The sequence below is a fragment of the Micromonospora sp. WMMD708 genome (genome assembly GCF_049315245.1).
Taxonomy (GTDB): domain Bacteria; phylum Actinomycetota; class Actinomycetes; order Mycobacteriales; family Micromonosporaceae; genus Micromonospora; species Micromonospora wenchangensis.
In genome coordinates this window covers 4,560,286-4,582,525 of the sequence record NZ_CP186060.1, presented here as the reverse complement: position 1 = coordinate 4,582,525, position 22,240 = coordinate 4,560,286, and the positions used below count along the sequence as shown (strand labels likewise).

Genomic DNA, 22,240 nt, shown 5'->3' with positions numbered 1-22,240 from the left:
GGTAGATCCACGAGTACGCGCCGCAAGGCATCGACCCCCGACAGCGATCACCCTTCCGCGTGCCGGCCGGTAGCGCCATGTCGTAATCACCGAACCCTGAGCGGTGACCGTTGTAGGAACCCCACAAAAGTTTTTGGTCTTCCCCGCCCGTGCCGGAGGCTCTGCGGCACCCGCCGCAGGTCGCCGGGGTCAGCCGTGCGCCGACGCCGCCGCAGCGACCTCCCGGCGGCGGACCACCGCGACCAGCGTCGTGCCGAGGGTCAACAGCGCGCCGGCCACGACCAGGGCCACCGCCCCGTTCACCCGCAACGTCAGCACCGCGGAGACGAACGCGCCCAGGCCCATCGTGGTGATCGCCCCGAACCGGCGGAGCCAGGCCGTGCCCGGACCGCCGGCGGCCCGGCTGTCGGCGGAGAGGTTCACCATGGTCATGGTCACCACCACCGTCGAGAGGTCCCGGATGCCGATGTGCCTGACCGCCGCGGCCTGCGCGCCGAGCACCAGGGCGAGCAGGCCGGTGACGGCCAGCATCACCCCGTGCGCCGGTGGGCCGGTGGCGAGCCAGAAACCGGCCAGGGCGAGCGAGAGCACGCTGCCGCCGACCAGGATGGCCAGGCCGGCGGCGGGCAACGCCGCCGGCCCGGGCGCGCCCCGGGTCAGTCGGGCGGCGAGCACCGCGCCGAGCATGAACGTCAGCAACGCCACCAGGTTGTTGAGCACCGGCAGGCCGGACACCCCGGCCAGGCCGAACCCGATGAAGAGCACGTTGCCCGTCATGTTGCCGGTGAAGACCCGGTCCAGGGCGAGATAGCTGACGCCGTCGACCGCGCCGGTCGCCGCGGTCAGCACCAGCAGCGGCACCTCGTAGCTCTTCGTCATGACCCTTCCGATGATCGTTTCCGGCCGGCAGTCTACCCATGACCTGCGGGAACGTCCCGGGTGGCCGGGACACCGACCCCTGGTGGCCGGGACGCCGGGGCCCGTTGACTGGCCCCATGACCGAGCTGCCGGACCACTTCCCCGCCCACGTCAAGGGCTCCTACGTCAACTGCCAGGAGTACGCCCGGGAGCTGCGGCTCACCCCGCCGCCGGCCGCCGAGCACTTCCCCGAGCACGTGAAGAACTCGTACCCGACCTGCCAGGAGGCGGTCCGCCCGCCCCGGCTCACCCTCGTGCCGGCGGCCGGGGCATGACCACCGTCGTCCCGTCCCGGCTCGACCCGGCCTGGCGGGAGTGGCTGGTCGAGAACCTGGCCATGGGCGCGTCGGTGGCGCAGGCGCGGGCCGTCGCCGTCGCCGGGTCCGCCGACCCCGACGCCGTCGACGCCGAGCTGCGGGACCTGGCCGACCATCCGTACTTCGCGGTGTGCCGGCGGCTCGCCCTGCGCTACGACTGGTTGGAGTCGGTCCTCGACACGTACCGGACGCTACGCGACAGCGACGGCGGGCGGACGCTGGAGCGGCGCGCGGACCTCGACCCCGGGGAGTTCTTCTCCCGCTACTACTTCGGCAACCGGCCGGTCGTGCTGGACGGCCTGATGGCCGACTGGCCCGCCCTCGGCTGGACGTTGGACGGTCTGGCGGCGGCCTGCGGTGACGCCGTGGTCGAGGTGATGACCGGCCGGGAGGCCAACCCCGACCACGCCTGGCAGTACGACAGGCACCGCACCAGCATGCCGTTCCGCGACTACCTGGCGCTGCTCGCCTCGGGCCGGCGCACCAACGACTACTACATGGTGCCGCGCAACGAGAACTGGTCCGGCGCGCTGCGCCCGCTCGTCGCCGACATCCGTGCCCCACGGGGGATCGTGGACCCGTCCGGGCTCGGTCACCTGCTGCTCGGACCGGCCGGCACGGTGACCCCGCTGCACGTGGACAACAGCTCGGTGCTGCTCGGTCAGGTGCTCGGCCGCAAGCACGTCCGGCTGGTGCCGTCGTACGAGCGGCACCTGGTCTATCCGCGCGGCGGCACGTTCAGCGCGGTCGACGCGGCGGACCCGGACCTCACCCGGCACCCCCGCTACGCCGAGGCCACGGTGCTCGACGTCGTGCTGGAGCCGGGTCAGCTGCTGTTCGTGCCGGTCGGCTGGTGGCACTGGGTGCAGGCGTTGGAGGTCAGCGCGACGGTCAGCTTCCATCACTTCGCCGTCCCGGGGCAGAACCACAAGATGGCCACGCCGCCCGCGGCCGGACCGCACCGGTGAGGACCGGGCAGCCCTACGGTCCCTTGTCGACATGCATTATCGTCGATCACATTGTGGGGTGATCCGGCACGCCGGATCTGAGCGAAGGTGGCGACTTTGCGTTATGCCGATGGGCCGGGCGTGACCTACGAGGTCTACGTCGAGGCAATTCCGTCCCGGGTCTGGGAACTGGTGACCGACATTCACCTGCCGGCCCGGCTGAGCCCCGAGTTGCAGCGGGTCGAGTGGTTCGAGGGTGCCGAGGAACTGGCCAAGGGGGCCAGTTTCCTCGGGTACAACAGCCATCCGCGCATCGGGGAGTGGCGCACCGCCTCCTACGTCACCGAACTGGACCAGGAACGGGTCTTCGGGTGGGTCGTCACGGACGTGGACGGCATGTTCGCCGGCCCGGACGGTGCCGGCCGGGCCGACGTGTCGTCGCCGGCGGCCACCTGGCGGTTCGAGCTGGAACCGGAGGGGGCCGGTACCCGGCTGCGGCAGACGGTCCGGGTCGGTCCGGGCCGTTCCGGGCTCAGCCTCGTGATCGACCAGGCCCCCGAGCACGAGGAGCAGATCGTCGAGTCGAGGCTCGGTCAGCTCCGCTCGCACATCGAGTCGGTGCTCGACGGCATCAAGGCCCTGGCCGAGAACCGCACCTCCTGATCCACCCCCAGTCTCCCGCCTCCCGCCCGCCCCCGGTGATCAAGAGAAAGACGTCAGGAACCGCCCGCCGGCTGACCCTTTCCTCTTGATCACCGGGGGCTGCGGCTTGATCACCGGAGGGCCTGCGGCTTGATCACCGGAGGGCTGCGGCGGAGTGGTCGGCGATGGCTGCGACGTGGCGGGATGGTGGGGCAGGGGTGTGGGATTAGGGTGTTGCGGTGGATCACGAGGATCGAATCGCGCTCTTTCTCGACTACGAGAACCTTGCCCTGGGGGCCCGGGAACACCACGGTGGGCGGGCGTTCGACTTCCGTCCGATCGCCGACGCTCTCGCCGAGCGGGGACGGGTGGTGGTCCGCCGGGCGTACGCGGACTGGTCGTACTTCGACGAGGACCGCCGGATGCTCACCCGCTCACACGTCGAGCTGATCGAGATCCCGCAGCGGATGGGGGCCTCCCGCAAGAACGCCGCCGACATCAAGATGGCCGTCGACGCGGTGGAGTTGGCCTTCGAGCGCGGCTACATCTCCACCTTCGTCATCTGCACCGGGGACAGCGACTTCACCCCGCTGGTGCACAAGCTGCGCGAACTCAACAAGCGGGTGATCGGGGTCGGGGTGGAGAAGTCGACCTCGGCGCTGCTCCCGCCCGCCTGCGACGAGTTCCTCTACTACGACCGGCTGGAGGGTGTCGACCTGCCGCCCGTACGGGGCCGGCGCGGTCGCCCGGCCAAGCCGGCGGAACCGCAGCAGCCGGAGGCGGTGGAACCGGCGCCGGAGCAGCCCGAACCGGAGCGCCAGCCGGCCGCCGAGGAGCCGGTACGCGACGCCGAGGCGCTCGCGGTGCTGGTCGCCCAGACCGTCGCCGGCCTGCAGGGCAGCTCGGAGGGGGAGGTGACCGCCTCCCGGCTCAAGCGCACCCTGCTGCGCAAGGACCCCACGTTCAGCGAGTCCGACTACGGGTTCCGCACCTTCGGCGAGCTGCTGCGCCACCTCGCCGGGCACAACGTCGTCGAGCTGGCCGAGGGGCCGGCCAAGGGCGACCCGGAGGTGTCCCTGCCCGAGCACGGCGACCAGGAGGTGGCCTTCGCGCTGCTGCGTACGGTGGTGGCGGAGCTGGCCGCCGCCGGTGGCCCGGTGGCGCTCTCCGGACTCAAGAACCAGCTCCGCCGGGCCCGCCCGGAATTCAGCGAGAAGAAGCTCGGCTACCGCAGTTTCCTCCAGTTCGGTAAGGCCGCCGCCACTGCCGGTGAGGTCACGTTGGCCTGGAGCGCGGAGGCCGACGACTACCTGCTCACGCCCCGGCAGGGGTGACCGGGCGGGGTCGGCGGCGGGCCTCGACGAATTCGTGACTCACGTTCCACGGCCGAGTTGCTATACGGTCGGTGAATGATGGTCGAGGAGCACTGGTGGAACGGTGACCCGAGCCCACGCGGGCGGCGGGACGTCTACATCCGTACCGACGGGGAGGCCTGGGAGGTCCAGGCGCAGATCGGCGGGGCGTCGGGTCGCTCCCGCGTGCAGCAGTGCCCGAGCCGGGCGGCGGCGGTAATCCTGGCCGACGCCTGGCGCGGCAGCAATCCTTCCTGGCGCGGGCTGCACCGCTGATCGGTCCGGGCGCCGGCGGGCGGTCCGCACCGCGTCCCGCCCGCCCCGCCCTCCGGCCGGTCCCGGCCGGGCGCCCCGCGGGAGACCTCCGAGCCTGCTGGCGCGCAACAACGCCGATCACTCAGCGTAGTTTCTTTCTCACCGGCTGGTCGGCGGGGTCCTGAACGGGGCGAGCTAACTGGCAACATTCTTGACAGAAGAGCCTGGTATCGACATCCTTCGAGGAGAGCGCTCTCCCCGGCGTGCTCCCCGCCCCCGATGTCGCCCCAAGGAGCCTCCCGTGCCCGGAGCCCGAGCCGTCCCCCGGCCCCGATCCCTCGCCCGCGCGGCGGTCGCCCTCGTCACCCTCGCCGCCGCCCTCGTCCTGCCCGCCCAGGCCGAGCCCGCCTCGGCCGCCATCGGCGGCATCACCTGGCAGGACGAGTTCAACGCCGCCGCCGGCACCCCCGTCGACCAGAACCGATGGCGCTTCGACATCGGCGGCGGCGGCTGGGGCAACAACGAACGGCAGTACTACACCAACAGCACCAGCAACGCCGTCCACGACGGACAGGGCAACCTGGTCATCACCGCCCGCAGGGAGAACCCGGCCAACTACCAGTGCCACTACGGCCGGTGCGAGTACACCTCGGCGCGGCTGCTCACCGCCGCCACCTTCACCCAGGCGTACGGCCGGTTCGAGGCCCGGATCAAGATCCCCCGGGGTCAGGGCATCTGGCCGGCGTTCTGGATGCTCGGCAACGACATGGGCAGCGCCGGCTGGCCCGCCGCCGGTGAGATCGACATCATGGAGAACATCGGCCGGGAACCGAACACCGTCTACGGCACCGTGCACGGCCCCGGCTACTCCGGCGGAGGTGGCATCACCGGCAGCCGCACCATCGGCCAGCCGCTGGCCGACACCTTCCACACCTACCGGGTGGACTGGGAGCCGAACCTGATCGTCTGGTACCTCGACGGCGTCGAATACCACCGCGTCGACCCGTCCCGGCTCGGCGGCAACCGCTGGGTCTACGACCACCCGTTCTTCATGATCCTCAACGTGGCGGTGGGCGGGAACTGGCCCGGCTACCCCGACGGCTCCACCCAGTTCCCCCAGCAGATGCTCGTGGACTACGTCCGGGTCTCCAGCTACGTCCCCGGCGGCGGCAACCCGCAGCCCGGCACCACCCGGCTGCGCGGCACGCAGAGCGGCCGGTGCATCGACATCCCCAGCGCCAACCCGGTCGACGGCGCGAAACTCCAGATCTGGGACTGCAACACCACCGCCGCCCAGGCGTGGACCTTCGCCACCGACGGCACCGTCCGCGCAATGGGCAAGTGCATGGACCCGGCCTGGGCCGGTACCGCCAACGGCACCGAGGTCAACCTGGTCACCTGCAACGGCAACCCGGCCCAGCGGTTCACCCTCAACGGCGCCGGGGACCTGGTCAACCTCAGCGCCAACAGGTGCGTCGACGTCCGTGACCAGAACCCCAACAACGGCGGCAAACTGCACCTGTGGGACTGCCTCGGCGTCGCCAGCCAGAAGTGGTCCCGCTTCTGACCGGCGGCTATCGCGGACGGCCCACTGCGGCGGGTACCTGTGCCGTGTGGAGTCGTCCACGCGATAGCGGGCACGGCCTGAGATGACGGATGGCCCCCAGCGCACGCTGGGGGGCCATCCGCCGCGTCCCGGGTCAGTGCCGTGCGGCGTGTTCCACGAAAGACTTCCAGTTCTGCGGGTCGAAGGTCAGGACCGGCCCTGCGAGGTCCTTGCTGTCGCGGACGGCAACCAGACCGGGCATGTTGGCGGCTACCTCGACGCAGTCGGTGTTTCCGCTGCGGCTTGCCTTGCGCCACTGGGCGCTGCTCAGGTCCATGACGTCACTGCCTCCTTCAGGAGTCCCATCGACTGGCGGCGGGGCAGGGCGTCGTTGCGGACCGACTCCCACCTCGCCAAGAGGCTGGCCAGGTCTCCCTCGCTGTCGATCGTCGTGCCGGCGAGTTGGCTTTCCAGGGTGCCCACCCAGCTGCCGTCCAGGCCCCTGGCCAGTGCGAACGGCCCGGACATGCCCACATGGAAGCCGGTCAGGCGCGGAATGACGTGCACACTGATCTGGGGGCGTTCGGTCATGACCACCAAGTGGTCGATCTGGCGGGTCATCAGGCCCCGGTAGCCCTCGTCGGTGCGGTGCAGTATGGCCTCGTCGATGACAGCGATGAGCTGGGGTGGGTCCGGCTGGTGGAGAACTGCCTGGCGGTCCATCCGGGCTGCCACCTTCCTCTCCACCTCGTCGTCGGTGAGCAGGTCATCGCAGCGGATCACCGCGCGGGCGTAGTTCTCCGTCTGGAGCAACGCGGGAACGAGACCAGGGTGGAAGCAACGAAGCTGCCGGGCGGCGCGCTCGGCTTCGAGCCACGGCCGGAACCAGCTGGGCTGGCCCTCCTTCTCCATTATCCGAGGCAGGGAGACCAGGAGGCCGCCGGAGTGGAGCACCTCGTCAGCCCGGGAGAGGAACTGCCTGTCGAATGCACCTGCTTGCCGAACTCCTCCTGGTTGAGTCCGGCGGCGAGGCGCATCCGGCGCAGCTGGGCCCGGATCAGACCGGCGGTCGGTTCCTCCACGATCCTCCACAATTCTTACGCGAGAATCACTCGGTATCGCCGCACGAGCGAACGGCTTCGAGGCTGCGACACGACCGTGCGCTTCGCCTTCCGACAGTAATGGCCTGCTCAACAGAATGTCATTCATGGCGGGCTCGCTGGTGGCCGGAAGGCGGTAGCGGGTCCTGCCCGGGGCCGCTCCGCATCCTGAGTGGAGCGGCCCTCTCCAGTCGAGAAGGAGGTCGATGTCGTGGTGGTACGGCCCCCTGTTCCGCGCAACGAACCAACTCACCCGACTCCATCCGGATCATCCGCCGACCCGGATGACCGAGCGCTTCCTGTCCTGGGCAAGAGCACGAGGTTGAGCCCTCGCCCCCGTGTCCGGCGTGCTGGCGGGCGGTCGGAACGGTTTCGGGACACCCCAGCCGCCGCCGGGGTGACCCGGAGAGTGGCTGCCACGGTCGAGGTAGCGGCGTCGAGGGCTAGGGGGCGCTCTGGGGGCGGTAGGGGGTTAGTGCTGCGCCGGGCCGCCGTAGGGTCATCGCGAACAACCAAGAATGCCTGAAGAAGCTCTCTGTTTCGACAATTGCCGCCGCGCCGACCCGTGTGCCGATATTGGCCCGGGTCTGCCCGGCTGGGGCTAGTGGCGGGAGACGTAGATGGAGAACGAGGAGAAGCTTCTCGGGTACCTGAAGCGGGCCACCACCGATCTGCGTGAGGCCCGCCGGCAGTTGCGTCAGGCCGAGCGCCGCGAGTACGACCCGATCGCGATCGTCGGTATGAGCTGCCGCTTCCCGGGTGGTGTGGACAGTCCGGCCGCCCTGTGGAAGCTGCTGGTCGACGGGACCGACGCGGTCGGCGACTTTCCCGACGACCGGGGCTGGAACGTCGAGGAAATCTACGACCCCGACGATTCCAAGACCGGTAAGACGTACGCGAAGACCGGCGGTTTCCTTTCCGACGCCGCGCTATTCGACCCCGAATTCTTCGGCATTTCCCCACGCGAGGCGATCGCCATGGACCCGCAGCAGCGGCTGCTGCTGGAGGCGTCCTGGGAGGCGTTCGAATCGGCAGGCATCGACCCGACGTCGGTCCGTGGCAGCCGCACCGGGGTGTTCGCCGGGCTGATGTACCACGACTACTCCAGCCGACTGCCGCAGGTGCCCGCCGAACTGGAGGGCTTCATCGGCAACGGCAACACCGGCAGCATCCTCTCCGGCCGGGTCGCCTACGTGCTGGGCCTGGAGGGCCCCGCCCTCACCGTCGACACCGCCTGCTCGTCGTCGCTTGTCGCGCTGCACCTGGCCATCCAGTCGCTGCGCCGCGAGGAGTGCACCCTGGCGCTGGCCGGTGGGGTGACCGTGATGGCCACCCCGGAGACGTTCGTCGACTTCAGCCGCCAGCGTGGGCTGGCCGCCGACGGCAGGTGCAAGCCGTTCGCCGCCGCCGCCGACGGCACCGGCTGGGCCGAGGGTGTCGGGATGCTGCTGGTCGAGCGGCTCTCCGACGCCCAGCGGCACGGGCACCGGGTGCTGGCCGTCGTCCGGGGCACCGCGGTCAACCAGGACGGCGCGAGCAGCGGCCTCACCGCCCCCAACGGTCCCTCGCAGCGGCGGGTCATCGCCGACGCCCTCGCCAACGCCCGGCTCACCGCCGACCAGGTCGACGCCGTCGAGGCGCACGGCACCGGCACCCGGCTCGGCGACCCGATCGAGGCGCAGGCACTGCTCGCCACGTACGGGCGGGACCGGGAACAGCCGCTCTGGCTCGGCTCGGTGAAGTCGAACCTGGGGCACACCCAGGCCGCCGCCGGCGTCGCCGGGGTGATCAAGATGGTGTTGGCGATGCGGCACGGCGTACTGCCCCGCACCCTGCACGTCGACCGGCCCACCCCGCACGTCGACTGGACGGCCGGCGACGTCCGGCTGCTCACCGAGCCGGTCGACTGGCCGGCCACCGGGCGTCCCCGACGGGCAGCCGTGTCGTCGTTCGGGCTCAGCGGCACCAACGCCCACGTGGTGCTGGAACAGGCCCCGACGGTCGAGGCCGCCGACCCGGACGACACCGCCGCACCGACGCCGGCCACCGAGCCGCCGGTGCTGCTCTGGCCGCTGTCTGCCCGGTCGGCGGCGGCACTGGCCGGGCAGGCCGCCCGGCTGCGCGGTTTCCTCACCGACGAGCGTCCGGTGGACGTCGGGTTCTCGCTGGGCGTGGGTCGGGCCGGGTTGGAGTTCCGGGGGGTGGCGGTGGGCGGTACGGCCGCCGAGCTGTCCGCCGGGCTCGACGCCCTGGCCGCCGGCACCGGTGTGTCGGGTCGGATCACCACGGGTCGTACGGCGGTGGTGTTCACCGGTCAGGGTGCGCAGCGGGTCGGTATGGGTCGTGAGCTGGCGGCGGCATTCCCGGTGTTCGCGCAGGCCCTGGACGAGGTGTGTGCGGCGTTCGGCCCGCTGCTGGACGGTGATCTGCGGGAGGTGATGTTCGCCGACCCGGATGGTGTCCTCGACCAGACGGGGTGGACGCAGCCGGCGTTGTTCGCGGTCGAGGTGGCGTTGTTCCGCCTTGCGGAGTCGTGGGGTCTCAAGCCCGATTTCGTCGCCGGGCACTCGATCGGTGAGTTGGCCGCTGCGCACGTCGCGGGTGTGTGGTCGCTGGAGGACGCCTGTCGGGTCGTTGCGGCCCGGGGCGGTCTGATGCAGGCCCTTCCGGCGGGCGGGGCGATGCTGGCCATTGCCGCCCCCCTCGATGAGCTGGACCTCGGTGATGTCGACGTGGCGGCCGTCAACGGTCCCCGCGGGGTGGTCGTTTCCGGTACGGAGGAGCGGATCGCGGCGCTGGAAGCGTCGCTGGAGGTGAAGACGCGCAGGCTTCGGGTGTCGCACGCGTTCCACTCGCACCTGATGGACCCGATGCTGGCCGAATACGGGCAGGTCGTCGACAGCGTGACCGCCAACCCGGCGGACATTTCGTTGGTGTCGACCGCGACCGGTGACCTGGCCGGCGACGACGAGTTGGGTAGCGTCGGGTACTGGCAGGGTCAGGTGCGGGGCACGGTGCGGTTCGCCGACGCGGTCGCCGCGCTGGCGGCTCGTGGGGTGACCCGGTTCGTGGAGATCGGGCCGGACAGTGTGCTCACCGCGATGGTCGCCGACTGCGTGGACGACGCCACCGCCATCGCGCTGCAACGCCGCAGGCGCGAGCAGCCCGGTGCGCACGACGGGAGCACGCACGACGACGGCCAGGTGCAGGCGTACGCGGTCGGCATGGCCCGGGCGTGGGCCGCCGGGATCGCCCTGGACTGGGCAGCGGTGAACCCGGGAGGCCGGCAGGTCGACCTGCCCACCTACGCCTTCCAGCACCAGCGGTACTGGCTCGACGTGCCGCCCGGCGGCGGCGACACCACCGGTCTCGGCCAGACCCCCGCCGACCACCCGATGCTCGGCGCGGTCGTCGACCTGCCCGACACCGGTGGCGTGGTGCTCACCGGCCGGCTCGCCCGCAGCACCCAGCCGTGGCTCGCCGACCACGCCGTGTTCGACACCGTCCTCGTCCCCGGCACCGGGCTCGTCGAACTCGCCCTGCGCGCCGGTGACCAGGTCGGCTGCCCGGTCCTCGACGAGCTGACCATCAACGCCCCGCTGGTGCTGCCCGCCGACGGTGGCCTGGCCCTGCGGGTCACCGTCGACGCCGCCGACGACAGCGGCGCGCGTACCCTCGGGATCTGGACCCGGGCCGACGACGCGGCCGACGACACCGACTGGACCCGGCACGCCGAAGGGGTCCTGGTCCGGCAGGCCGGGGCCGACCCGGCCGCCGCCGACCTCACCGAGTGGCCGCCCGCCGGTGCCGAAGCCGTCGACCTCGACGGCCTCTACGACCGGCTGCGCGACCACGGCTACGGCTACGGGCCGGTGTTCCAGGGGCTGCGCGCGGTGTGGCGGCGCGGCGACGGCGACGCCGCCGAGGTGTGGGCCGAAGCGGCGCTGCCCGAGGTGGCCGCCGCCGACGCGTCCCGGTTCCTGCTGCACCCGGCGCTGCTCGACGCCGCCCTGCACGCCAACCTGGTCGACGAGGGCGCGGGCGACACCCCGCTGCCGTTCTCCTGGCGTGGGGTCACCCTGCACGCCGCGCACGCCGCCACCCTGCGCATCCGGATCTCCCCGGCCACCGGCGACAAGCTGGCCGTCACCGTCGCCGACGGGCACGGCAACCCGGTCGCCACGATCGACCAGGTGGTGGCCCGGCCGGTCGCCGCCGACGCGCTCGGCGCCGCCGGCAACCGGCACCGTCACCTGTACGAGGTGGCCTGGCAGCCCGTCCCCACCCCGGCCGCCGCCACCGGCACCTGGACCGCGCTCGACGTCGACGCGGAACTGCCCGAACCCGCCCCCGACACCGTCGTGGTCACCCTCGACCCGCCCGGCACCCCGCCGGCCGCCGTGCACCAGGCCACCGAACGCCTGCTGGGGCTGCTGCGCCGCTGGCTCACCCACCCGGCGTACGCCCACAGCACGCTCGTCCTGCTCACCCGGGACGCCGTCGGGGCCGGCGACACCCCGGTCGACCCCGCCGCGGCGGCCCTGTGGGGGCTGGTCCGGGCGGCCGAGGCCGAACACCCGGGCCGGTTCGTCCTGGTCGACACCGACGACAGCGGCACCGACCACCTGGCGGCGGCACTCGCCACCGGCGAACCCGAGGTGGCCGTCCGCGACGGCGGGCTGCTGGTACCCCGGCTGACCCGGGTGGCCGTCGACGCGCCCATCGACGGTGGCTGCTGGGCCACCGACCGCACCGTCCTGATCACCGGCGGGCTCGGCGGGCTGGGTAGCCTCGTCGCCCGGCACCTGGTCACCCGGCACGGCGTACGCCGGCTGCTGTTGACCGGGCGCAGCGGCGCGGCCACGCCCGGCGCGGCCGACCTGGTCGCGGACCTCACCGCCGCCGGTGCGGACGTGACGGTCGCCGCCTGCGACGTCGCCGACCGGGACGCGGTCGCCGCCCTGCTCGCCGACCACCGGATCGGCGCGGTGGTGCACGCCGCCGGCACCGCCGAGAACGCGCTGGTCGACGCCCTCACCCCCGAGCAACTGCACCGGGTGCTGCGGCCCAAGGTGGACGCCGCCTGGCATCTGCACGACCTCACCCGCGACCACGACCTGACCGCCTTCGTGCTGTTCTCCTCGTCGGCGGGCTGGGTGGCCGGGGCCGGGCAGGGCAACTACGCGGCCGCGAACCTCTTCCTCGACGCCCTCGCCCAACGCCGCCGCGCCGACGGACTGCCCGCCACGTCGCTGGCCTACGGCCTGTGGGCCACCGGCACCGGCATGGGCGGTCACCTCGACGACGCCGACCTGCACCGGATGCGCCGGCTCGGGATGCCCGCGATGGGTACCGACGAGGGGCTGGCGTTGTTCGACGCGGCCGTCGCCGCCGGGCGGCCCACCGCCGTACCGGTGCGGCTCGACCTGGACGCCTTGCGGCGACGCACCGACGCGTTGCCCGCCGTGCTGCGCGGCCTGGTGCGTACCCCCGCCCGGCCGACCGCCGCCGGTGCGGGTGCGGCGGCCGACGGCCCGCCGCTGGCCCAGCGTCTCGCCGGCCTCTCCGACGCCGACCGGGACACCCTGCTGCTCGACCTGGTCCGCACGCACGCCGCCGCCGTGCTGGGCTTCCCCGGCCCGGCGTCGGTGGAACCCGGCCGCGCGTTCAAGGACCTCGGCTTCGACTCCCTCGCCGCCGTCGAGTTCCGCAACGTGCTCAGCACCGTCACCGGGCTGCGGCTGCCCGCGACGCTCGTCTTCGACCACCCCGAACCCACCGCCCTGGCCCGCGCCCTCAAGGCCGACCTGGTGGTGCCCGACGCCGACCCGGCAGGTGCGGTGCTCGCCGACCTCGACCGGCTGGAGAAGGCCCTGACCGAGGTGCCCGGCGCGGAACACGCCCGGCTCACCGCCCGGCTCGAGGCGGTGCTGCGCGGCTGGCAGGACCGCACCGGCCGCCCCGACGACGACACCCCGCACGACTACGAGTCCGCCACCGACGAGGAACTGTTCGACGTGCTGGAGAACGAACTCGGCCTCTCCTGACGGCAGCCTCCGACGAACCTTCCGGCGCGGGAAAGATTGGTGTGAACGATGGCGAACGACGACAAGCTCCGGACCTTCCTCAAGCGCGCCACCGCCGAACTGCAACAGGCCAACCGGCGGCTGCGTGAGGTGGAGGGCCGGGACCAGGAGCCGATCGCGATCGTCGGCATGGGCTGCCGCTACCCCGGTGGGGTCCGGTCGCCGGAGGACCTGTGGCGGCTCGTCGCCGACGGCACCGACGCCATCTCCGGCTTCCCCACCGACCGGGGCTGGGACGTCGACGGCGTCTACGACCCGGAACCCGGCAAGCCCGGCAAGAGCTACACCCGGCACGGTGGTTTCCTCTACGACGCCGCCGACTTCGACCCCGGGTTCTTCGGGATGAGCCCCCGCGAGGCGGTGGAGACGGACCCGCAGCAGCGGCTGCTGCTGGAGGCGTCCTGGGAGGCGTTCGAGCACGGCGGCATCGACCCGGTCGCCCTCAAGGGCACCGCAACCGGCGTGTTCGTCGGCGTGATGCACCACGACTACGTCGACAGCACCACCTCCGGCAGCCTCGTCTCCGGCCGGGTCGCCTACAACCTGGGCCTGGAGGGGCCGGCGATCACCGTCGACACCGCCTGCTCGTCGTCGTCGGTGGCTATGCACCTGGCCTGCCAGTCGCTGCGTAAGGAGGAGTGCGGGCTGGCCCTGGCCGGCGGGGTCGCCGTGATGGCCACCCCGCAGCTGTTCGTCGAGTTCAGCAGGCAGCGCGCACTGTCCCCGGACGGCCGGTGCCGGTCCTTCGGCGACGGCGCGGACGGCGCGGCCTGGTCCGAGGGTGTCGGGGTGCTGGTGCTGGAGCGGCTCTCCGACGCGCAGCGCAACGGGCACCGGATCTACGGGCTGATCCGGGGTTCGGCCGTCAACCAGGACGGCGCGTCGAACGGGCTGACCGCGCCGAACGGGCCGGCCCAGCAGCGGGTGATCCGGGCGGCGCTGGCCAACGCCCGGCTCTCCGTCGCCGACGTGGACGTGGTCGAGGCGCACGGCACCGGCACCACCCTCGGTGACCCGATCGAGGCGCAGGCCGTGCTCGCCACGTACGGCCGGGACCGGGAGACGCCGCTCTTCCTCGGCTCGATCAAGTCCAACATCGGGCACGCCCAGGCCGCCGCCGGGGTCGCCGGTGTGATCAAGATGGTGATGGCGATGCGGCACGGCACCCTGCCGCGCACGCTGCACGCCGAGACGCCGTCGCGGCAGGTCGACTGGGCCGCCGGGGACGTCCGGCTGCTCACGGAACCGGTCGACTGGCCGGCGCTGGACCGGCCCCGGCGGGCGGGCGTGTCGTCGTTCGGGATCAGCGGCACCAACGTGCACCTCATCGTCGAGCAGGCCCCGTCCGTCGAGGCCGGCACGCCGGGGCCGACCCCGCCGGTGGTCCTCTGGCCGGTGTCGGGGCGTTCCCCCGAGGGAATGGCCCGCCAGGCCGCCCGGATCGCCGGCTTCGCCGCCGACTCCGACGAGCGTCCGGTGGACGTCGGGTTCTCACTCGGCGTCGGTCGGGCCGGGTTGGAGTTCCGGGGGGTGGCGGTGGGCGGTACGGCCGCCGAGCTGTCCGCCGGGCTCGACGCCCTGGCCGCCGGCACCGGTGTGTCGGGTCGGATCACCACGGGTCGTACGGCAGTGTTGTTCACCGGTCAGGGTGCGCAGCGGGTCGGCATGGGTCGTGACCTGGCCGAGGCGTTCCCGGTGTTCGCGGCTGCGTTGGACGAGGTGTGTGCGGCGTTCGGGCCGCTGCTCGACGGTGACTTGCGGGAGGTGATGTTCACCGACCCCGATGGTGTCCTCGATCAGACCGGGTGGACGCAGCCGGCCCTGTTCGCGGTCGAGGTGGCCCTGTTCCGCCTCGCCGAGTCGTGGGGGTTGAAGCCGGACTTCGTGGCGGGTCACTCGATCGGTGAGTTGGCCGCCGCGCATGTCGCGGGTGTCTGGTCCCTGGAGGACGCGTGTCGGGTGGTGGCGGCCCGGGGTGGGTTGATGCAGGCTCTTCCGGCGGGTGGGGCGATGTTGGCGATCGCCGCGCCCCTGGATGAGCTGGACCTGGGTGATGTCGACGTGGCGGCGGTGAACGGTCCCCGTGCGGTGGTCGTTTCCGGCACCGAGGAGCAGATCGCCGCCCTGGAAGCGTCGCTGGAGGTGAAGACGCGTCGGTTGCGGGTGTCGCACGCGTTCCACTCGCACCTGATGGACCCGATGCTGGCCGAATACGGGCAGGTCGTCGACAGCGTGACCGCCAACCCGGCGGACATTTCGTTGGTGTCGACCGCGACCGGTGACCTGGCCGGCGACGGTCAACTCGGTTCGGTCGAATACTGGCAGGGTCAGGTGCGGGGCACGGTGCGGTTCGCCGACGCGGTCGCCGCTCTCGCCGCGCGGGGGGTGACCCGGTTCGTGGAGATCGGGCCGGACAGTGTGCTCACCGCGATGGTGGCCGACTGCGTGGACGACGCTGCGGCGGTCGCGTTGCAGCGCCGGGACCGGGAACAGGTCGCCGCGTACGCCACCGGGATGGCGCAGGCGTGGACCACCGGCGTCGACCTCGACTGGACCGCCGTACACCCGGGGGCCCGGCAGGTCGAGCTGCCCAGCTACGCCTTCGCCCGCCAGCGGTACTGGCTGGCCGCCCCCACCGCCGCCCCGGCCACCGCCACCGACGACTGGCGCTACCGGGTGGTCTGGCGGGCCGCCGACCTGACCACCGGGATGGAACTCACCGGCGACTGGTGGCTCGTCACCCCGGACACTCTCACCGACGACCCCCGGGTCACCGCCGTGGCCGACGCGCTCGCCGCCCGGGGTGCCACCGTCACCCGGCTCACCGGCACCGACCCGCTCGCCGACCGGGGCACCCCCACCGGGGTTGTCTCGCTGCTCGGCCTCGACGACACCCCGGACCCGTACGACGCCGGGCTGTCCGCCGGGGTCACCGGCACCGTACGACTGGTGCACGCCCTCGCCGCCGCCGACGTCACCGGCCGGCTCTGGTGCCTGACCACCGGCGGCGTCGCCGTCGACCGGTACGAGGACCTGCCGCACGCCGCACAGGCCGGGCTCTGGGGGCTCGGCACCGTGCTCTCCCTCGACTACCCCGGCTGGTGGGGTGGCCTGGTCGACCTGCCCGCCGACTGGACGCCCGACACCCTCGACCGGCTCGTCGACGTGCTCGCCGACGGTCGCGAGGACCAGGTGGCCCTGCGCACCGCCGGGGTGCTGGCCCGGCGGATGGTGCGCTGGCCCGTCGCCGGCAGCCCCGACCGGCGCTACACCCCCACCGGCACGGTGCTCGTCACCGGCGGCACCGGTGGCATCGGCGCGCACCTCACCGAATGGCTCCTCGACCGGGGCGCCGAGCGGGTGGTGCTGGCCAGCCGGCGCGGCCCCGCCGCCCCCGGGGCCGCCGACCTGGCCGTCCGCCTGCCCGGCGTCGAGGTCGTCGCCTGCGACGTGGCCGACCGGGACGCGGTCGCCGCGCTGCTCGACGGGATCGGCGACGACCTGACCGCCGTCTTCCACGCCGCCGGGGTGCTCTACGACCCGGCCCCGCTCGGTGAAACCGACCTCGACGACTTCGCCGCCGTGTGCCGGGCCAAGGTGCTCGGCGCGACCCACCTCGACGCGCTGCTCGCCGACCGGCCGCTCGACGCGTTCGTGCTGTTCGCCTCCGGCGCGGCCGTCTGGGGCAGCGCCGGGCAGGCCGCCTACGGCACCGGCAACGCCTGGCTCGACGCACTCGCCCACCAGCGCCGTCGCCGGGGCCTGACCGCCACCTCGGTGGCCTGGGGCACCTGGGGCGGCGGTGGCATGGTCGACGAGCAGGCCACCGAACAGCTCCTGCGGCAGGGCACCCCGCCGATGGAGCCGCGCCTCGCCCTCGGCGCGTTGCAGCAGGTCCTCGACCACGACGAGAGCCACCTCGTGGTCACCGACATCGACTGGGCCCGGTTCACCCCGATCTACACCCTGGCCCGGCCCCGGCCGCTGCTCGCCGCGCTCCCCGAGGCCCAACAGGGCCCGACGGCCGCCGCCCCGGCCGCGCCCACCGACACCTCCGTACTGGCCGGGCTGCCCGACGCCGAGCGGCTGCCGTACCTGCTGGACACCGTCCGCGCCCAGGTCGCCGCCGTCCTCGGGTACGACGCGGCCACCACCGTGGACGTCCAGCGGCCGTTCCGGGAACTCGGGTTCGACTCGCTGACCGCCGTGGAACTGCGCAACGCCCTCGGCACGGCCGTCGGGCTGCGGCTGCCGGCGACCATGGTCTACGACCACCCGACCCCCGCCGTGCTGGCCCGCCACCTGTACGACGAACTCGTCGGCACCGCCGCCCCGACCGCCGTCACGTCCGGCGTCGGCGGGTCCGACCCCGACGAGCCGATCGCCATCATCGGGATGAGCTGCCGCTACCCCGGCGGCGTCCGGTCCCCGGAGGACCTGTGGCGGCTGGTCGACAGCGGCACCGACGCGATCAGCGCGTTCCCCGTCGACCGGGGCTGGGACTCCGACGCCCTCTTCGACGCCGACCCGGACCAGCCGGGCACCAGCTACGTCCGCTCCGGCGGCTTCGTCTACGAGGCGGGAGCTTTCGACGCCGAGTTCTTCGGCATCTCGCCCCGCGAGGCGATCGCCATGGACCCGCAGCAGCGGCTGATGCTGGAGGTCACCTGGGAGGCGTGCGAGCGGGCCGGGATGGACCCGGAGGCGCTGCGCGGCAGCCCCGTCGGGGTGTTCGTCGGCTCCGGCGCCCAGGACTACGGCGACCTGCTCGGCCTCGCCCCCGCCGAGTCGGAGGCGTACCTGAGCACCGGCAGTTCCGCGTCGGTGATCTCCGGCCGGGTGTCGTACGCGTTCGGGTTCGAGGGGCCGTCGATGACCGTCGACACGGCGTGTTCCTCGTCGCTTGTCGCGCTGCACCTCGCCAGCCAGGCGCTGCGGGCCGGGGAGTGCACCACCGCCATCGCCGGTGGGGTGCTGGTGATGTCGAACCCGACCCCGTTCGTGGCGTTCAGCCGGCAGCGGGGGCTCGCCCCGGACGGCCGGTGCAAGTCGTTCTCCGACGACGCCGACGGCACCGGCTGGGCCGAGGGCGTCGGCGTGCTGCTGCTGGAACGGCTCTCCGACGCCCAGCGCAACGGGCACCGCGTCTACGGGCTGATCCGGGGTTCGGCCGTCAACCAGGACGGCGCGTCGAACGGGCTGACCGCGCCGAACGGGCCGGCCCAGCAGCGGGTGATCCGGGCGGCGCTGGCCAACGCCCGGATCACCCCCGACGCGGTCGACGCCGTCGAGGCGCACGGCACCGGCACCACCCTGGGTGACCCGATCGAGGCGCAGGCGCTGCTCGCCACCTACGGCCGGGACCGGGACCGCCCCCTGTGGCTCGGCTCGATCAAGTCCAACATGGGCCACGCCCAGGCCGCCGCCGGCATGGCCGGGGTGATCAAGATGGTGATGGCGATGCGGCACGGCACCCTGCCGCGCACGCTGCACGCCGGGACCCCGTCCCGGCAGGTCGACTGGGCTGCCGGCGACGTCCGGCTGCTCACCGAGCCGGTCGACTGGCCGACCGGGGAGCGTCCGCGCCGGGCGGGGGTGTCGTCGTTCGGCATCAGCGGCACCAACGCCCACGTCATCGTGGAGGAGGCCCCGCCGGTCGAGCCCGCCGCGCCGACCGCGACCCCCGAGCCGCCGGTGGCGCTCTGGCCGCTGTCCGCCCGGTCGGCCGGTGCGCTGGCCGCGCAGGCCACCCGGCTGCGGGACTTCCTCACCGACGAACGGCCGGTCGACGTCGGGTACTCGTTGGCCGTCGGTCGGGCGGCCCTGGACCACCGGGCGGTGGCCGTCGGTGGTACGGCCGCCGAGTTGGCCTCCTCCCTGGAGGTGCTGACCTCGGGTGCCGGCCTGTCGGGTCGGGTGACCGGTGGTCGTACGGCGGTGGTGTTCACGGGTCAGGGTGCGCAGCGGGTGGGGATGGGTCGTGAGCTGGCGGCGGCGTTCCCGGTGTTCGCGCAGGCCCTGGATGAGGTGTGTGCCGCGTTCGGCCCGCTGCTGGATGGTGATCTGCGGGAGGTGATGTTCACCGACCCGGATGGTGTCCTCGATCAGACGGGGTGGACGCAGCCGGCCCTGTTCGCGGTCGAGGTGGCGTTGTTCCGTCTGGCGGAGTCCTGGGGGTTGAAGCCGGATTTCGTTGCGGGTCATTCGATCGGTGAGTTGGCCGCCGCGCACGTCGCGGGTGTCTGGTCCCTGGAGGACGCGTGTCGGGTGGTGGCGGCCCGGGGTGGGTTGATGCAGGCTCTTCCGGCGGGTGGGGCGATGTTGGCGATCGCCGCGCCCCTGGATGAGCTGGACCTGGGCGGTGTCGACGTGGCGGCGGTCAACGGTCCCCGTGCGGTGGTCGTTTCCGGTACGGAGGAGCAGATCGCGGCGCTGGAAGCTCGTCTTGAGGTGAAGACGCGCAGGCTTCGGGTGTCGCACGCGTTCCACTCGCACCTGATGGACCCGATGCTGGCCGAATACGGGCGGGTGCTGGGGGACGTCACGGCCGCTCCGGCGGGCATTCCGTTGGTGTCGACCGCGACCGGTGACCTGGCCGGCGACGGTCAACTCGGTTCGGTCGAATACTGGCAGGGTCAGGTGCGGGGCACGGTGCGGTTCGCCGACGCGGTCGCCGCGCTGGCGGCTCGTGGGGTGACCCGGTTCGTGGAGATCGGGCCGGACAGTGTGCTCACCGCGATGGTGGCCGACTGCGTGGACGACGCTGCGGCGGTCGCGTTGCAGCGCCGGGACCGGGAACAGGTCGAGGCGTACGCCACCGGGATGGCGCAGGCGTGGACCACCGGCGTCGACCTCGACTGGACCGCCGTCAACCCCGACGGCCGGCAGGTGGAACTGCCCACCTACGCCTTCCAGCACCAGCGGTACTGGATCGAGCCCGAGACCATCACCGGCACCGGCACCGGCACCGGCGAGGCCGACGGCGGGTTCTGGGACGCCGTCGACCGGGGCGACACCGAGGTGCTCGCCGACGGACTCGGCGTCGCCCCGGGCGTCGTCACCGAGGTACTGCCCGGCCTCGCCGCCTGGCGGGCCCGGCAACGGGACGCCGCCACCGTGGACGACTGGCGCTACCGGGTGGTGTGGCGCTCCACCGAACTGTCCGACGGCGGCGAACTCACCGGCACCTGGTGGCTCGTCGTACCGCCCGCGTCGACCGGCGACGCCCGGGTGTCCGCCCTCGCCGCCGGACTGGCCGCCCGGGGCGCCGACGTCGTCACCGTCACCGGCACCGACCTGCCCGCCGGGGACACCCCCGCCGGGGTGCTGTCCCTGCTCGCCCTCGACGACACCCCCGACCCCACCGACGCCGGGCTCTCCGTCGGCGTCACCGACACCGTCCTGCTGATCCAGGCGCTCACCGCCACCGACTTCGCCGGCCGGGTGTGGTGCCTCACCGCGGGTGGGGTCGCCGTCGACCGGTTCGAGGAACTGCCGCACCCCGCGCAGGGCGCGCTGTGGGGCCTCGGCACCGTGCTCTCCCTGGAGTACCCGCACTCCTGGGGTGGCCTGGCCGACCTGCCCACCGACTGGACCGACGAACACGTCGCGCGGCTCACCGACGTCCTCGCCGCCGGTACGGAGGACCAGGTGGCCGTCCGTACCACCGGGGTGCTGGCCCGGCGGCTGGTCCGCTGGCCGGCCGCCGGCAACCCCGAGCGTCGCTACACACCCACCGGCACGGTGCTGGTCACCGGCGGCACCGGTGGCATCGGCGGGCACCTGACCGAATGGCTTGTCGGTCAGGGCGCGCGGCGGGTGGTGCTGGCGAGCCGGCGGGGTGCGGCGGCCCCGGGGGCGGCGGAGCTGACGGCCCGGCATCCGGGTGTCGAGGTGGTGGCGTGTGACGTGGCGGACCGGGAGTCGGTCGCCGCGCTGCTGGCCGACCTCGGTGACGAGCTGACCGCCGTGTTCCACGCCGCCGGGGTGCTGCACCAGGAGAAGTCGCTGCCGGAGACCACCGTGGCCGAGTTCACCGACGTGTGCCGGGCGAAGGTGCTCGGCGCGGTGCACCTCGACGAACTGCTCGCCGACCGGCCGTTGGACGCGTTCGTGGTGTTCTCCTCCGGTGCTGCGGTGTGGGGCAGTGCCGGGCAGGCCGGGTACGCGACGGCGAACGCGTACCTGGACGCGTTGGCGCACCGGCGGCGCAGCCGGGGCGCGGTCGCCACCTCGGTCGCCTGGGGCAGCTGGGCCGGCGGCGGGATGGCAGACGGGGAGGCCACCGCGCACCTGCGCCGGCAGGGCACCCCGCCGATGGAACCCCGGCTCGCCGTCCGGGCGCTGCGGGAGGCCCTCGACCACGACGAGAGTCACCTCGTCGTCGCCGACATCGACTGGACCCGGTTCACCCCCATCTACACCCTGGCCCGGCCCCGGCCGCTGCTGGCGGCGCTGCCCGACGCCCAACCCGAGGCCGAGCCGGCCGCCCCGGTCGCGGTGACCGCCGACCTCGCCGGCCGGCTGGCCGCGATGCCGTCACCGGACCGCCTGGACACCGTCCTGGCGCTGGTCCGCGACCAGGTCGCCGCCGTCCTCGGGTACGCCTCCGGCGCGGACGTCGACCCGGAGCGGGCGTTCAAGGAGGCCGGCTTCGACTCGCTGACCGCCGTCGAGCTGCGCAACCGGCTCACCACCGAGACCGCGCTGCGGCTGCCCGCCACGCTGGTCTTCGACCACCCGACCCCGACCGAGCTGGCCCAGCAACTGCTCACCGAGCTGGTGCCCGCCGACGCCGGGGGCGTCACCCTGCTCGACGACCTCGACCGGCTCCAGGCGGCGCTGTCCACCCTGGACGCCGACGCGGTCGCCGCGCTCGACGAGAGCACCCGCGCCGGGGTGGGGGAGCGGCTGCGCACCATGCTCGCCGCGTGGACCGCCGGTCAACGCCCGGCCGAGGTCGCCAGCGTCACCGAGGATCTCGACACCGCCTCCGACGACGACCTCTTCGACTTCATCGACAGCAAGTTCGGCACCTCATGATCCGTCCGCTCCGTCGGCGCCGTCCGGGAATGGGT

The 22,240-nt window shown here is 73.1% G+C and carries 9 protein-coding genes and 2 pseudogenes; 8 read left to right on the top strand and 3 right to left on the bottom strand.

Annotation, left to right across the window (positions count from 1 at the left end; all coding sequences use genetic code 11):
* Nucleotides 1–189: 189 nt before the first annotated feature.
* On the bottom strand, nucleotides 190–879 hold the full coding sequence (locus ACN260_RS20150; protein WP_422752559.1) for a YoaK family protein: 690 nt from the start codon (nucleotides 877–879) through the stop codon (nucleotides 190–192).
* A gap of 116 nt (nucleotides 880–995) precedes the next feature.
* Between ACN260_RS20150 and ACN260_RS20145 the strand changes: the two genes are divergently transcribed.
* From ACN260_RS20145 to ACN260_RS20120, 6 genes are all read left to right on the top strand, one after another.
* Nucleotides 996–1,193 (top strand): hypothetical protein, encoded by a 198-nt coding sequence (locus tag ACN260_RS20145; protein ID WP_422752558.1) that lies wholly within the window; start codon nucleotides 996–998, stop codon nucleotides 1,191–1,193.
* The gene (locus ACN260_RS20140) at nucleotides 1,190–2,203 is read left to right on the top strand and encodes a cupin-like domain-containing protein (RefSeq protein ID WP_422752557.1); all 1,014 of its coding nucleotides are present in this window, start codon (nucleotides 1,190–1,192) and stop codon (nucleotides 2,201–2,203) included. The genes ACN260_RS20145 and ACN260_RS20140 overlap by 4 nt, the downstream gene beginning before the upstream one ends.
* A 96-nt stretch (nucleotides 2,204–2,299) precedes the next feature.
* Nucleotides 2,300–2,845 (top strand): SRPBCC family protein, encoded by a 546-nt coding sequence (locus tag ACN260_RS20135; protein ID WP_422752556.1) that lies wholly within the window; start codon nucleotides 2,300–2,302, stop codon nucleotides 2,843–2,845.
* Between the two features lie 218 nt (nucleotides 2,846–3,063).
* Entirely contained in the window at nucleotides 3,064–4,158 is a 1,095-nt protein-coding gene (locus ACN260_RS20130; protein ID WP_422752555.1) for an NYN domain-containing protein, read from the top strand.
* Nucleotides 4,159–4,233: 75 nt separating this feature from the next.
* Complete coding sequence (locus tag ACN260_RS20125) at nucleotides 4,234–4,452, top strand: hypothetical protein (RefSeq protein ID WP_088642133.1); 219 nt, start codon at nucleotides 4,234–4,236, stop codon at nucleotides 4,450–4,452.
* A 280-nt stretch (nucleotides 4,453–4,732) separates the two neighbouring features.
* Nucleotides 4,733–5,998 carry a family 16 glycosylhydrolase gene (locus ACN260_RS20120; RefSeq protein WP_422752554.1) on the top strand — a complete coding sequence of 422 codons (1,266 nt, stop codon included), beginning with the start codon at nucleotides 4,733–4,735 and terminating at the stop codon, nucleotides 5,996–5,998.
* 133 nt (nucleotides 5,999–6,131) lie between these two features.
* Here the strand turns inward: ACN260_RS20120 and ACN260_RS20115 are convergent, their stop codons facing one another.
* Together ACN260_RS20115 and ACN260_RS20110 are read right to left on the bottom strand one after the other, a co-directional pair.
* The gene (locus ACN260_RS20115) at nucleotides 6,132–6,314 is read right to left on the bottom strand and encodes a DUF397 domain-containing protein (RefSeq protein WP_422752553.1); all 183 of its coding nucleotides are present in this window, start codon (nucleotides 6,312–6,314) and stop codon (nucleotides 6,132–6,134) included.
* Nucleotides 6,305–7,014: pseudogene (locus ACN260_RS20110) on the bottom strand (DUF5753 domain-containing protein). The gene ACN260_RS20115 and the pseudogene ACN260_RS20110 overlap by 10 nt, the downstream one beginning before the upstream one ends.
* Before the next feature lie 683 nt (nucleotides 7,015–7,697).
* Between ACN260_RS20110 and ACN260_RS20105 the strand changes: the two are divergent.
* Nucleotides 7,698–13,124, top strand: a pseudogene (locus ACN260_RS20105) (SDR family NAD(P)-dependent oxidoreductase); the annotation flags it as partial.
* Between the two features lie 48 nt (nucleotides 13,125–13,172).
* Nucleotides 13,173–22,205, top strand: coding sequence for a type I polyketide synthase (locus ACN260_RS20100; RefSeq protein WP_422752552.1), 9,033 nt, complete (start codon nucleotides 13,173–13,175; stop codon nucleotides 22,203–22,205).
* Nucleotides 22,206–22,240: the final 35 nt, after the last annotated feature.

What these genes read in the sequence shown, in the direction of transcription:
- ACN260_RS20150 (WP_422752559.1), bottom strand. Translation starts at nt 879, where the DNA reads ATGACGAAGAGCTACGAGGTGCCGCTGCTGGTGCTGACCGCGGCGACC.
- ACN260_RS20145 (WP_422752558.1), top strand. Translation starts at nt 996, where the DNA reads ATGACCGAGCTGCCGGACCACTTCCCCGCCCACGTCAAGGGCTCCTAC.
- ACN260_RS20140 (WP_422752557.1), top strand. Translation starts at nt 1,190, where the DNA reads ATGACCACCGTCGTCCCGTCCCGGCTCGACCCGGCCTGGCGGGAGTGG.
- ACN260_RS20125 (WP_088642133.1), top strand. Translation starts at nt 4,234, where the DNA reads ATGATGGTCGAGGAGCACTGGTGGAACGGTGACCCGAGCCCACGCGGG.
- ACN260_RS20115 (WP_422752553.1), bottom strand. Translation starts at nt 6,314, where the DNA reads ATGGACCTGAGCAGCGCCCAGTGGCGCAAGGCAAGCCGCAGCGGAAAC.
- ACN260_RS20100 (WP_422752552.1), top strand. Translation starts at nt 13,173, where the DNA reads ATGGCGAACGACGACAAGCTCCGGACCTTCCTCAAGCGCGCCACCGCC.